Below are 14,180 nucleotides of genomic sequence, written 5' to 3' on the forward strand. Positions count from 1 at the left end.
GGACATCCGCGCCGCGCAAGCATTGGGAAGGTGTCATGACAGACAACGTCGACGGAGTGCCCGCCAAATTCGCCATGCTCGGGCTGACCTACGACGATGTGCTGCTCCTGCCGGGTGAGTCGAACATGGCCCCGCAGGACATCGACACCGGATCCCAGGTCTCCCGCAACGTCCGGGTGAACGTACCGCTGCTCTCCGCCGCGATGGACAAGGTCACCGAGGCCCGGATGGCCATCGCGATGGCCCGCCAGGGCGGTGTGGGCGTGCTGCACCGGAATCTCTCCATCGAGGACCAGGCACTCCAGGCGGACCGGGTCAAGCGCTCCGAGTCCGGCATGGTGACGGACCCGATCACCATCGGCCCGGACGCCACCCTGAGCGAGGCGGACGCGCTGTGCGGCCGCTTCCGGATCAGTGGTGTGCCGGTGACGGACGCCGCGGACCGGCTGCTCGGCATCGTCACCAACCGCGACATGGCCTTCGAGATGGACCGCGCCCGGCAGGTCCGCGAGGTCATGACCCCGATGCCGCTGGTCACCGGCAAGGTCGGCATCTCGCGGGACGACGCGATGGAGCTGCTGCGCCGCCACAAGATCGAGAAGCTGCCGCTCGTCGACGGCGAGGGCGTGCTCAAGGGACTCATCACCGTCAAGGACTTCGTGAAGGCGGAGCAGTACCCGAACGCCGCGAAGGACGCCGAGGGCCGCCTCGTCGTCGGCGCGGCGGTCGGCGTGGCGGGGGACGCGTACGACAGGGCGCAGGCGCTGATCGAGGCGGGCGTCGACTTCCTCGTGGTGGACACCGCGCACGGCCATTCGCGGCTGGTCGGCGACATGGTCGCCAAGATCAAGTCGAACTCCTCCGTCGATGTCATCGGCGGCAACATCGCCACGCGTGACGGCGCCCAGTCCCTGATCGACTCCGGCGCGGACGCCGTCAAGGTCGGCGTCGGCCCCGGCTCCATCTGCACGACCCGGGTGGTTGCCGGTATCGGAGTCCCGCAGGTCACGGCGATCTACGAAGCCGCGCAGGCCGCCCGGGACGCCGGCGTCCCCGTCATCGGCGACGGCGGCCTGCAGTACAGCGGCGACATCGCCAAGGCCCTGGTGGCGGGCGCCGACACGGTGATGCTCGGCAGCCTGCTGGCGGGCTGCGAGGAGTCGCCCGGCGAGCTGCAGTTCATCAACGGCAAGCAGTTCAAGTCGTACCGGGGGATGGGCTCGCTGGCCGCGATGCAGTCGCGCGGCGACTCCCGCTCCTTCTCCAAGGACCGCTACTTCCAGGAGGACGTCGGCTCCGACGAGAAGCTGATCCCCGAGGGCGTCGAGGGCCAGGTGCCCTACCGCGGCCCGCTGTCGGCGGTCGTGCACCAGCTGGTGGGCGGGCTGAAGCAGTCGATGTTCTACGTGGGCGGGCGCACCGTCCCCGAGATGAAGGAGCACGGCCGGTTCGTCCGGATCACGGCGGCGGGCCTCAAGGAGAGCCACCCGCACGACATCCAGATGACGACCGAGGCACCGAACTACTCCCGCCGCTGAGCGGCTGTTCTCTGTGCTCGATCTCCACGCGTGGCCTGCAGCCTGGCCCCCGTGGAGGAGTGACATGCGGTGACGTCCCCGGGATCCCCTTCGGTGATACTGGGGGCGTAACCATGAGGAAGGGCCACATTCGTGACTGAGATCGAGATCGGGCGCGGCAAGCGCGGCCGTAAGGCGTACGCCTTCGACGACATCGCCGTCGTGCCCAGCCGGCGCACCCGCGACCCGAAGGAGGTGTCGATCGCCTGGCAGATCGACGCCTACCGCTTCGAGTTGCCGTTCCTGGCCGCGCCCATGGACTCGGTCGTCTCCCCGGAGACCGCCATCCGGATCGGCCGCCTCGGCGGCCTCGGCGTCCTCAACCTCGAGGGCCTGTGGACGCGGTACGAGGACCCGGAGCCGCTGCTCGCGGAGATCGCCGAGCTGAGCGAGGATTCCGCGAACCACCGGATGCAGGAGATCTACGCCGAGCCGATCAAGGAGGAGCTGATCGGCCGGCGGATCAGGGAGGTCCGCGAATCGGGTGTGGTGACGGCCGCCGCGCTCTCGCCGCAGCGCACCGCGGAGTTCTCCAAGGCCGTGGTGGACGCGGGTGTCGACCTCTTCGTCATCCGGGGCACCACCGTCTCCGCCGAGCATGTCTCCTCGGCCGCCGAGCCGCTCAACCTCAAGCAGTTCATCTACGAGCTGGACGTGCCGGTGATCGTCGGCGGCTGTGCCACCTACACGGCGGCGCTGCACCTGATGCGTACCGGCGCGGCCGGTGTCCTCGTCGGCTTCGGCGGCGGCGCCGCGCACACCACGCGGAACGTTCTGGGCATCCAGGTGCCGATGGCGACGGCCGTCGCGGACGTCGCCGCCGCCCGCCGGGACTACCTGGACGAGTCGGGCGGCCGCTATGTGCACGTCATCGCCGACGGCGGTGTCGGCTGGTCGGGCGACTTGTCCAAGGCCATCGCCTGCGGCTCGGACGCCGTGATGATCGGCTCCCCGCTGGCCCGTGCCACGGACGCGCCGGGGCACGGTCACCACTGGGGCATGGAGGCGGTGCACGAGGACGTACCGCGCGGCAAGCGGATGGACTTGGGCGCGGTCGGTACGACCGAGGAGGTGCTGCTCGGCCCCTCGCACACCCCGGACGGCTCGATGAACTTCTTCGGTGCCCTGCGCCGTGCGATGGCGACGACCGGCTACTCCGACCTGAAGGAGTTCCAGCGCGTCGAGGTCATGGTCGCCCCCTCCAACTGAGCCCTGACGACTGCTCCCGTCCCGCCCGCCGCGCCGTCCTCGCACGGCCGTCCGGGTGGGGCGGGCGCCCCAACGGGTCACGCGGTGTTTCCTCGGCCCCCTTGCGGGCTACCCAGCGACAGAACCGGCCGTGGTGCCGGCCGTCGTCGAGGAGCAGAGGACCATGGCAGATGAGCAGAACCGTCCGAAGGACGCGAAGCAGCGTCAGCGCGACGAGCACCGCGCCGCCGACCCCGAGAGCGGTCCGCTGACCACTGATCAGGGTGTCGTCGTCGATCACACAGACGATTCGCTTCAGGCGGGTGAGCGCGGCCCGACGCTGCTGGAGGACTTCCACTTCCGGGAGAAGATCACCCGCTTCGACCATGAGCGCATTCCCGAGCGGGTGGTGCACGCCCGTGGCGCGGGGGCGTACGGATACTTCGAGCCCTACGAGTCGTGCTCCCGCTTCACCCGTGCGGCGTTCCTCCAGGATCCGTCCGTACGCACCCCGGTCTTCGTGCGGTTCTCGACGGTCCAGGGGCCGCGCGGGTCGGCGGACACCGTGCGGGACGTGCGCGGTTTCGCGACGAAGTTCTTCACCTCCGAGGGCAACTACGACCTGGTCGGCAACAACTTCCCGGTGTTCTTCATCCAGGACGGCATCAAGTTCCCCGACTTCGTGCACGCGGTGAAGCCCGAGCCGCACAACGAGATCCCCACCGGTGCCTCCGCACACGACACCCTGTGGGATTTCGTGTCGCTCCAGCCGGAGACGCTGCACACGATCATGTGGCTGATGTCGGACCGGGCGATCCCGCGCAGCTTCCGGATGATGCAGGGCTTCGGCGTGCACACCTTCCGTTTCGTGACGGCGGACGGCCACGGGACGTTCGTGAAGTTCCACTGGAAGCCCAAGCTCGGTGTCCACTCGCTGGTGTGGGACGAGGCGCAGGAGTGCATGGGCCGCGATCCGGACTTCAACCGGCGCGACCTGTGGGACGCGATCGAGTCGGGCGCCTACCCGGAGTACGAGCTCGGGGTGCAACTGGTGTCGGAGGAAGACGAGTTCGCCTTCGACTTCGATCTGCTCGACGCGACGAAGATCATTCCGGAGGAGCAGGTACCCGTCCAGCCCATCGGCCGTATGGTGCTCGACCGCAACCCGGACAATTTCTTCGCCGAAACCGAGCAGATCGCCTTCCACACCGCGAACATCGTGCCGGGCATCGACTTCACGAACGACCCGCTGCTCCAGGCACGGAACTTCTCCTATCTGGACACGCAGCTCATCCGCCTCGGCGGCCCGAACTTCGCCCAGATCCCGGTGAACAGGCCGGTCGCCCCGGTGCGGACGAACCACCGGGACGGCTTCCACCAGTCCGCCATCCATCGGGGCGTCAGCTACACGGAGAACTCGCTCACCGGTGGCTGCCCGGCGATCGCCGGTGCGGGCGGGGAGGCGTTCAGCCACTACGCGGAGCGCGTCGACGGCGCGAAGATCCGCAAGCGCAGCCCGAGCTTCGAGGACCACTACAGCCAGGCCGCCCTGTTCTGGAACAGCATGAGCGGCTGGGAGCGGGAGCACATCGTCCAGGCGTTCCGCTTCGAACTGGGCAAGGTCGCCACGATGAGCGTGCGCGAGCGGGTGGTCGCGGAACTGGCCAACGTGGACGCGGAGCTGACGGCCGCCGTGGCCGCGGGCATCGGAGTGGCGACACCCCCGGCCGCCGCCGGTGGCGGTGCGGCGGGCGGGGGTGCGTCCAGCGGGCGGGCCGCCTCCCCGGCGCTGAGCCAGGAGAACCTGCCGGGTGACGGCTCCATCCGCTTCCGGCAGATCGCGGTGCTGGTCACGGACGGCGTCGACGCCGACCAGATCGGCAGGCTCAAGGCGGCCCTCGGCGGAGACGGAGCCGTCGTCGAGGCGCTCGCCCCGCAGGACGGCACGGTCACCGCCTCCGACGGCGGCGACATGCCGGTGGACCGTGCCCTGCCGACGGTCGCCTCCGTGCTGTACGACGCGGTGATCCTGCCGGACGGCCCGGCCGGCGCGCTCGCCTCCGCCGCCGAGGGCGCGGCGCTGCGCTTCGTACGGGACGCCTACCGGCACGGCAAGCCCGTGGGGGCCCTCGGGTCGGGCGTCGGCACCCTGGCGGAGCTCGAGCCGGGCGTGCGGTTGGCCGCGGACAGCGGCGGCGTGGAGGTGGACCGGGGCGTGATCACCGACCGGTCCACGGGCGGTCCGAGCCAGGAATTCCACCGCGCGTTCGCCTCGGCCGTCGCCGCCCACCGCGACCGCAGCCGCCCGTCGCTGCGCGGCTGACACCCGCCACTGACACCCGCGACGGAAACCGTGGCGGAAACCGTGGCGGATTACGGCCGGCTGATGGCCGTGATCCGCCACGGTCCGACCGGCCTACAGCCGGTGGGCCGCCCCGGTGGGGCTCGCGCCGCGGGTGTCCAGCAGGAGCTGCGCCTTGGCGGCCAGGCCCTGGAGGTCGTAGGTGCGGTGGTGCTGGAGCAGCAGGGTGAGGTCGGCCGCGGCGGCGGCCTCGTAGAGGGAGTCCGCGCGGGGGACGGCGCGGCCCGCCGCCTGCCAGTGCGGCACGTACGGGTCGTGGTAGCTGAGCTGGGCGCCCAGGTCGCGGAGGCGGGTGGCGATCTCGGCGGCGGGCGCGCCCTCCTGGTCGGCGAGGTCGGCCTTGTAGGTGACCCCGAGGAGCAGTACGCGGGCGCCGCGCGCCGACTTGCCGTGTTCGTTGAGCAGGGCCGCTGCCCGCTGTGAGACATAGCGCGGCATCCGCGCGTTGACCTCCTGCGCCAGTTCGACGATGCGGAGCGGGTAGCCGAGGGCGCGGCTCGGATAGGAGAGGTGGTTGGGGTCGATCGGCACGCTGTGGCCGCCGACGCCCGGCCCGGGGCGGAAGGACTGGAAACCGAAGGGCTTGGTCTCCGCGCAGCGGATGACGTCCCAGATGTCGACCCCGATGTCGTGGCAGAACACGGCCATCTCGTTGACCAGCGCGATGTTGATCTGCCGGTAGTTGGTCTCCAGGAGCTTCGCCGTCTCCGCCTCGCGCGGCCCGCGCGCCCGTACGACCTTCTCGGTGAGCCGTCCGTAGAACGCGGCGGCGGCCTCCGTGCAGGCGGGGGTGAGGCCGCCGATGACCTTGGGGATCTGCGCGTAGCCGTGCGAACGGCTGCCAGGATCGAGGCGGCTGGGCGCGTAGGCGAGATGGAAGTCGCGGCCCGCGCGCAGGCCCGAGCCCTCTTCCAGCACGGTGCGGAGGAATTCTTCGGTGCTGCCCGGGTACACGGTCGACTCCAGTACGACGGTGGAGCGGGCGCGCAGGCTGGAGGCGAGCGTGTGGGCGGCGGTGCGTACGGGGCGCAGATCGAGCGTGCGGTCCGGCCCGAGCGGGGTGTCGACGCAGATGACCACGGTGCGGGCGCGGCCCAGGGACGCCGGGTCGGTGGTGGTGCGGAAGCCGCGGGCCAGCATCCGGCGCAGCCCGGCGGCTTCGAGCGAGCCGTCGGCTGGCGGGCGGCCCGCGTTGAGGTCGGCGACGGTGCGCGGGTCGGGGTCGTATCCGAGGGTGCCGATGCCTGCGGCGGTGGCCGCCTGGGCCAGCGGTAGACCCGAATGGCCGAGGCCGATGACGGCGAGATCTGCGGGCATGGTGGCGGGCATCCCTTCCCCCGGCTCCCCCGGCGGACGCGGTGAACGGCGGTCAGTGGTGATCGGTGGCAGTCAATGGCGATCAGGGGTGGTCTGTGGTGGTGAACGGTGGCCAGGGGCGCATGGAAGGGCGCGCCGCGTGGTGACGTCCGCACTGTCAGGTTAAGCGCCTATATGACAGATACGCGGTATTGATGGCGAAGACGTGCCCGCAACCGGCCAAATTCAGCGGGATGGGGGACCATCGTCAGGAGGCGAGCTGCCGGCACAGGGCCCCTCGCACGGCACACGGACCCTTGCGGACAGCCGTCAGGCCAGCTGGACGATCACAGGAGGTAACGGTGAGGACAGCGACACTGGGGCCCGAGCAGCGCGCCGGCGCGCTGGCGAGGATGGCCGAGGGCGAACTCGACGTGCTGGTGGTCGGCGCGGGAGTGGTCGGCGCGGGCACCGCGCTGGACGCCGCGACCCGCGGGCTGACCACCGGCCTCGTCGAGGCGCGTGACTGGGCGTCGGGCACCTCCAGCCGCTCCAGCAAACTCATCCACGGCGGGCTGCGCTATCTGGAGATGCTGGACTTCACTCTCGTCCGGGAAGCACTCAAGGAGCGCGGGCTGCTGCTGGAACGGCTCGCCCCCCACCTGGTGAAGCCGGTGCCGTTCCTCTATCCGCTGCGCCACAAGGGCTGGGAGCGCCTGTACGCGGGTTCGGGCGTGGCGCTCTACGACGCCATGTCGCTCTCCTCCGGGCACGGGCGCGGGCTGCCCACGCACCGCCATCTGAGCCGCTCGCACGCCCTGCGCGTGGCCCCCTGCCTGAAGCGGAGCGCCCTCGTCGGCGCCCTCCAGTACTACGACGCGCAGATGGACGACGCGCGCTATGTCGCCACCCTGGTGCGTACGGCCGCCGCGTACGGCACGCATGCGGTGAACCGTGCGCGGGTGACCGGCTTCCTGCGCGAGGGCGAACGCGTGGTCGGTGCGCGGGTGCGGGATGTGGAGCAGGGCGGCGAGTTCGAGGTGCGGGCCCGTCAGGTGGTCAACGCCACCGGCGTGTGGACGGACGACACACAGGGCCTGATCGCCGAGCGCGGCCAGTTCCACGTACGCGCCTCCAAGGGCATCCACCTGGTGGTGCCCAAGGACCGCATCCACTCCTCGACAGGGCTGATCCTGCGTACGGAGAAGAGCGTGCTCTTCGTCATCCCCTGGGGACGGCACTGGGTCGTGGGGACCACGGACACCGACTGGGACTTGGACAAGGCGCACCCGGCCGCCTCCAGCGCGGACATCGACTATCTCCTCGAACACGTCAACTCGGTGCTCTCGGTGCCGCTCACCCGGGACGACGTGGAGGGCGTCTACGCCGGTCTGCGCCCGCTGCTGGCGGGCGAGTCGGAGGCCACGAGCAAGCTCTCCCGCGAGCACACCGTCGCCCATCCGGTGCCGGGACTGGTGGTCATCGCGGGCGGCAAGTACACGACCTACCGCGTGATGGCCAAGGACGCGGTGGACGCGGCCGTACACGGTCTGGACCACCGGGTCGCCGAATGCTGCACGGAGCAGGTGCCACTGGCCGGGGCGGAGGGCTACCACGCGCTGTGGAACGCGCGGGCCCGCGTCGCGGCCCGCACCGGGCTGCATGTCGCACGCGTGGAGCACCTGCTGAACCGGTACGGCTCGCTGACCGAGGAGCTGCTGGAGCTGGTAGCCGCCGACCCGAAGCTCGGCGAACCGCTGCCCGCGGCCGACGACTACCTCAAGGCCGAGATCGTCTACGCGTGTACGCACGAAGGGGCCCGCCATCTGGATGACGTGCTGACCCGCCGTACGCGTATCTCCATCGAGACCTTCGACCGGGGCACGCGCAGCGCGCGCGAGTGCGCGGAGCTGATGGCGGTGGTGCTCGGCTGGGACGCCAGCCAGATGGAGCGGGAGATCGAGCATTACGAGAAGCGGGTCGAGGCCGAGCGCGAGTCGCAGCGGCAACCGGACGACCTCACGGCGGACGCGGCCCGGTTGGGGGCGCCCGAGATCTAGGACCTGTCGTTTCGGTCGTGCTGGACGAGGTCGCGTGCCAGACCCCGCGAACCCGGCAAGACCCGAACGACAGGCCGTGGCAACACCTTCCCAACTCCCCCAGTACACGGGTTGTCAGAGCGGTAAGCCACAATGAAGGCTCTACTGAGGGCTGAGGGCTCGGCTGCTTGAGAAGCTGTTGTCTCACCCCCACCGGGGTGAGGCAGCACTTCTGAGGGGATGCAAGGGGATTCATGGGCCAGGACGTTGAGGACGGGCGGCTGGTAGGCGGCCGCTATCGGCTCGAAGGTGTGCTGGGTCGCGGGGGCATGGGCACCGTGTGGCGCGGGAGGGACGAAACCCTCGGCCGTACGGTGGCGGTGAAGGAGCTGCGCTTCCCGTCGAGCGTCGACGAGGACGAGAAGCAGCGACTGATCACCCGGACTCTGCGCGAGGCGAAGGCCATCGCGCGCATCCGTAGCGGCAGCGCCATCACCGTCTTCGACGTGGTGGACGAGGACGACCGGCCGTGGATCGTGATGGAGTTGATCGAGGGCCGCTCGCTGGCCGATCAGATCCGCCAGGACGGTCCGCTGGATCCGAAGCGGGTCGCGGAGGTCGGGCTCTCCGTTCTCGACGTGCTGCGCGCCGCGCATCACGAGGGGATTCTGCACCGCGATGTGAAGCCCTCCAACGTGCTGTTGGAGGACGAAACCGGCCGGGTGATCCTCACGGACTTCGGCATCGCGAAGGTCGAGGGCGATCCGTCGATCACCTCGACCGGCATGCTCGTCGGTGCCCCTTCGTACATCTCGCCGGAGCGGGCGCGCGGCAAGCCGCCGGGCCCGCCCGCCGATCTGTGGTCGCTGGGCGGCCTGTTGTACGCGGCGGTCGAGGGCCGTCCGCCGTACGACAAGGGTTCGGCGATCTCCACGCTGACGGCGGTGATGACGGAGCCGCTGCCGCCGCTGGAGCGGGCCGGCGCGCTGAGCGAGGTCATCTTCGGCCTGCTGGAGAAGGACCCGGACAAGCGGCTCGACGTCGCCGGCGCCCGGGTGCTGCTGGAGATGGCGCTCAACAGCGAGGAGACCACCGGGGTCCAGCCAGGCGGCATGGAGGCGACTCGTGTGGTGGCGAAGCCGCCCCCACCGGCCGTACCTCCGGCGCCCCCCGGGCAGCCCGGCGAGGGCCGCGGCCGTGACGGTGCGTCCGGCGCGGCGGCGTCCGGGACGGCCTCCGGCGACCGCCTGCGCGGCGCGCTCCAGTCCGTACGGAACGCCGGGGCCGCGAGCGGCAGCGGAGCAGTCGGGGCGGGCGGCAGCGCCGGCCCGACCCAGAGCGCGAGCGCTTCCGGGGGATACGGGCCGCCGTCCTCCGGCGGCAGCGGGCGGGGCGGGAAGCCCGCGTTCGGGGATATGGTCTCGCGCCGCAAACTGGCGGTCGTGGCGGCTGTGGTGGCGGTGCTCGTCGTGCTGGGAATCGTCCTCGCCACGGCTGTCAGCGGTGGTGAGGACGACAAGGCCACCGACTCCCAGGGCCAGTCCGGCGGCGACAAGAAGGGCGAGGGCAGTACGGGCGACAAGGGCGCCGACGACGGCAAGGACCCGGCGAAGCCCACCGACGGCGCGGATGACAAGCCCACCGACGGTACGGACGGCGCGGGCGACGAGCAGAGCGAGGAAGACGACGACGGCGGGGACGACGGGAGCGGGAAGCCCGGTTCCCCCGAACTGCCGGAGGGGTACGAGAAGGTCACCGACACCCGCTTCCACTTCTCCATGGCGATGCCCGAGGGCTTCGAACGCACCGGCATAGCGGGCAGCAACTCGGGTGGCAAGTACGGCCGGTCGGGGGACAGCTACCCGCGCGTCCAGATCGACTTCAACGGCAGCCCGTCGGCGGACGCACTGATGGCCTGGAAGGGCCTGGAGCCCGCGGTGAAGCGGAGCAGCCCGGGATACCGGAAGATCTTCATGAAGGAGCTGAACTGGCGCGCCTACCCGACCAGCGCCGACTGGGGCTTCGAGCGGAACGAGAACAACCGGCAGGTGCGGGTCCTCAACCGGGGCTTCAAGGTGAACGACAAGCGCGGCTACGCGATCATGGTGACCTGCGAGGCGGGCACGTGGGACGACGACGAGTGCCGCGAGCTGCGTCAGACGGCGTTCAAGACCTTCCGCCCGGAGTGACGGCACCCGACAGGCTCTGAGCCCTCGTGGTGTTGGGATGCTCCTGTGCCGGGAAAGCTGACGGGGCAGGGGAGTTGAACCGGGCGGAGGGAGAGGCGAAGCGGCCGGACGGGCTTGCGCCGTCTTGCGGCGCCGGGCCGGTTCGGCACGTATCGTGAAAGACCGTAGACCGTACGCATCCGTATCGAGGCGGATCAGGATCAGCTCTGACGGTCTGCTCGCGCGCTGTGGGGAGGTGTCGTGGACGACTACGCGGACTATTCGGATTACTCCGATTACTCGGGGCGGCTGCTCGCCGACCGCTACCGCCTGCCCAGACCTCCCGCCGAGGAGTACGAACTGGCGGAATCCCGTGCGTACGACACGGCGAGCGGCCAGGAAGTGCTCGTGCGTCAGGTCCCGTTGCCGGAGGTCGTGGACGCGGAGTTCATGGACGACGCCCCGCGCCGCGGCGGCCGTCCGGCGGCGGGCGGCTCGTACGGCCACGCCACCCGGCGCCCCGCGGACCCGGCGGTGCGGCGCGCCCTGGAGGCGGCGGTGGCCGCCTCCCAGGTGCCGGACCACCCGAGGCTGGACCAGGTCTTCGATGTCTTCCTCGAGGGCGACGGCCTCTGGATCGTCAGCGAACTCGTCCCCGGGCGCCCGCTGGCCGCCCTGCTGGCCGAGCGCCCGCTGAGCGCACACCGCGCGGCGGAGATCGCAGCGGATCTGCTGGCCGCGCTGTACAACGTCCACGCGCACGGCTGGGTCCACCGCAACATCACCGCCCGTACGGTGCTGATCTGCGATGACGGGCGCGCCCTGCTCACCGGCCTGGCGGCCGGCGCGGCGGAGGAGGCGCTGTGCGGTTACGACACACTTCCGGAGTACGGAGTGCCGGGCCTGCCGGAGAGCGCGGAGGAAGAGGCCGACGGGCCGGCCCGGCCCGCGCCCGACCCCGGTGCGGGGATGCCCAGCGGAGTGCCCAGCGGTGTGCCCAGGGGAGCGACTCCGGCGCTGCCGCCCGGCTACGCCCGTGACACCTCGGGCGGGGGTGGCGGTGGCCGTGCCGCGATCCCGCAGCCGCGCGGCGACTCGGGTGGGCCGGGTCCCGAGTTCGGGCAGGGCGGTTACCACCCGGACTATCCGGACGACGGCATTCCGGACGGCGGCTACGGCGGCGGCCGGTACGGCGACGGCGGCTATGCCGGTGGCGGTCCCGCCGGAGGCGGGCCGGGCGGTGACGACGCGCAGCGCGCGGGCATCTTCGGTTTCGAGGGCGCGGACTCCGGCGGCGGCGCGGCGGCGCGAGCCGCGCGGCGGGGTGCGATAGCGGCCTACCGGGCCGGGGCCCGTGCCGCTTCGGCACGTGTCGAGGCCGAGCACCAAGGGCGCGATCCGGAGGCGACGGAGCAGCACGCGGAGGTAGCGGGGCACGCAGAGCCCTCGGAGCACGCGGAGATCACGGACTGGTGGTCCACGCAGCAGGGCGGAGAAGGCTACGGCCCCGACCAGCCAGGTGTGGTCGGTGCCGGTGCCGGTGCCGGTGCCGGTGACGCGGGCCGGGGCGGCGGGGAGTACGGGCCGCAGGGGCAGCCGTACGGCCCGGCCGATGGCGGCGCGCGCGCGGACGGTGACGACCCGTCGGCACCCCGCGCCGAGCCCGGAGGGTGGGCGGGCGAGGGGCCCACGGCCCTGCCGGGCGCGCGTCGCGGCAGCGTGAGCGTCCCCGCGCCCTGGACTTCGCGTGCCCCGGAGCCGTACAGGCCGGAGCCGTACAGGCCGGAGCCGTACGCACCCGAGTCCTACGCGTCCGACCCCTACTCGCCGGAGCACACGGAGCACACGGAGCACACGGAGCACACGGCGCCCCCGACGTCCGAGCCCTACGCGCCGGAGCAGGGCCTGTCCGATGACGACGCTCCCGGTCCGTACGGCGAGCGGGTGCTCGACATCTGGGCCGATGACGCCCTGGACCCCCCGGTGCCCGGCGCCCAGGTCCCGCCCTCGCCGCCGCCCCCGGGGCCGGCGGCCCCGACCGAGTACGCGAGGGACCAGGACGCCCCCGGAGCTGCCTCGGAGCCCCTCCGCTGGGACGAGGTGCCGGACGACACCGGCGGCCGCTACCGGGGCCCCGTGACGGCGCTGGACGCGGAGCGGGCGCGGCAGGCGCGGATGATGGTCGTGGGTGCGGTTACCGAGCGCTGGGCGCCGGAGCAGGCCGGGCCGGTCTACGAGAACTGGCGGCTGGCACCGCCGGTCGGCCCGGCGGCCGACCTGTGGGCGCTCGGCGTGCTGCTCTTCCGCGCCGTCCAGGGCCACTCGCCGTATCCGGAGGACAGTGCCGCCGAGCTGGTGCAGATGGTGTGTGCCGAGCCGCCGGCCTTCGCCGAGGAGTGCGGCGCGCTGCGGCCCGTCGTCGAGTCGCTGATGCGGCAGGACCCCACGGAGCGCCCGGACTTCGAGGAGCTGCGGGGCTGGCTGCGCTCGCTGACGCGCTCCGCGCCGGAGCCGGAGGTGGGGCGCCGTCCGCTGGCGGCACCGCCGTCGCTGGAGCCAGGCGGCCCCGCCGATCCCCGGCGGCTGCCGATAAAGCGGCGGCGTGGGGAGCTGGTGCGCAAGCGGCGGGCCGCGAAGGCGGCCTCCGCCCTTCGCGGCGCGGAGAGCGAAGCACATGAGGAGCCGCCCGAGCCCCGCGAGCCGCGTCCGCGCAGAGAGCCGCGTCTGCCCCGTGAGCCGCGTCCGCGCCGGGAGCCCGGCGAGGGCGGTCCGCGCAAGCTGGGGCGGCTGCTGGTCGGGGTGGTGCTGCTGGTGCTGACCCTGGTGGTGCTGATCGCCGTGCTGTTCATGCCCGAGCAGGACGACACGAGCACCGACGGCAACCGCAACCAGAAGGGTTCCGTAGGGGAGCAGTCGGACGAGTCCGGCCAGTCCGAGCCGTCCGCCGAACCGCAGGGTGACTCCGGTGAGCAGGCTACCGAGGAGCAGGACGGGGCCAAGGACTCGGACAAGGACGAGGACAAGGACGAGGCGAAGAAGGAGCAGCCCGCTCCGCCCGCTGGTGCCGCCGAGGGCTTCACGAGCCACAAGGACGCCAGCGGCTTCCAGATCTCCGTCCCCGAGGGGTGGGACCGCCGCCCTCCGAACGCTCGTGGCCAGGTCCGGTTCGACTCGGGCGAGTTCGAGATGGTCGTCGTCAAGGGCCGGGACACCACTGCGGAGTACGGCAAGGACCCGTTGGACTACCAGAGCGACAGCGAGCAGGAGTTGGACGCCTACGAAGCCTCCGGCTGGTCGTCGGCCACCAATCTGCGGCGGATCGACGTCGGCGAGACCGCGATGGCGGAGGGTACCTACACCTGGGAGGACGACAGCGGGCGCAAGGTCTATGTCCGCAACCGCGCGATGATCCTGGACGGCCGCTATCACCTGGTGCTGGTGATCGGCCCGGAGGACGAGAAGGACGCGGTGGACGGCTACTTCGACGGCGCGGCTGACACCTACCGGGTCCTGGAGCAGTGATCGCGCGGGTTTCGTTCCCCGGGTGACT

At 71.6% G+C, this 14,180-nt stretch carries 7 protein-coding genes; 6 read left to right on the forward strand and 1 reads right to left on the reverse strand.

Going from position 1 to position 14,180, the window contains the following annotated elements; all coding sequences use genetic code 11:
* The first annotated feature begins 35 nt into the window (after positions 1-35).
* The 3 genes from guaB (at position 36) to LHJ74_RS20870 (ending at position 5,088) form a co-directional block, all read left to right on the forward strand.
* Positions 36-1,538, forward strand: a complete 1,503-nt coding sequence (gene guaB / locus LHJ74_RS20860) for an IMP dehydrogenase (protein WP_260219622.1) — start codon at positions 36-38, stop codon at positions 1,536-1,538.
* 132 nt (positions 1,539-1,670) lie between these two features.
* The gene (locus tag LHJ74_RS20865) at positions 1,671-2,786 is read left to right on the forward strand and encodes a GuaB3 family IMP dehydrogenase-related protein (RefSeq protein WP_260219623.1); all 1,116 of its coding nucleotides are present in this window, start codon (positions 1,671-1,673) and stop codon (positions 2,784-2,786) included.
* 163 nt (positions 2,787-2,949) lie between these two features.
* Positions 2,950-5,088 (forward strand): catalase, encoded by a 2,139-nt coding sequence (locus tag LHJ74_RS20870; RefSeq protein ID WP_260219624.1) that lies wholly within the window; start codon positions 2,950-2,952, stop codon positions 5,086-5,088.
* 93 nt (positions 5,089-5,181) lie between these two features.
* Here LHJ74_RS20870 and LHJ74_RS20875 read toward each other — a convergent pair whose 3' ends face one another.
* Positions 5,182-6,444 carry a nucleotide sugar dehydrogenase gene (locus tag LHJ74_RS20875; RefSeq protein ID WP_260219625.1) on the reverse strand — a complete coding sequence of 421 codons (1,263 nt, stop codon included), beginning with the start codon at positions 6,442-6,444 and terminating at the stop codon, positions 5,182-5,184.
* 341 nt (positions 6,445-6,785) lie between these two features.
* Here LHJ74_RS20875 and LHJ74_RS20880 point away from each other — a divergent pair, with 341 nt between their 5' ends.
* The 3 genes from LHJ74_RS20880 (at position 6,786) to LHJ74_RS20890 (ending at position 14,152) form a co-directional block, all read left to right on the forward strand.
* Entirely contained in the window at positions 6,786-8,483 is a 1,698-nt protein-coding gene (locus LHJ74_RS20880) for a glycerol-3-phosphate dehydrogenase/oxidase (RefSeq protein WP_260219626.1), read from the forward strand.
* A 233-nt stretch (positions 8,484-8,716) separates the two neighbouring features.
* Complete coding sequence (locus tag LHJ74_RS20885; protein WP_260219627.1) at positions 8,717-10,651, forward strand: serine/threonine-protein kinase; 1,935 nt, start codon at positions 8,717-8,719, stop codon at positions 10,649-10,651.
* Between the two features lie 240 nt (positions 10,652-10,891).
* On the forward strand, positions 10,892-14,152 hold the full coding sequence (locus LHJ74_RS20890; RefSeq protein ID WP_260219628.1) for a serine/threonine kinase C-terminal domain-containing protein: 3,261 nt from the start codon (positions 10,892-10,894) through the stop codon (positions 14,150-14,152).
* Positions 14,153-14,180: the final 28 nt, after the last annotated feature.

Source organism: Streptomyces gossypii (genome assembly GCF_025165795.1).
In the GTDB taxonomy this organism is placed as follows: Bacteria; Actinomycetota; Actinomycetes; order Streptomycetales; family Streptomycetaceae; genus Streptomyces; species Streptomyces gossypii.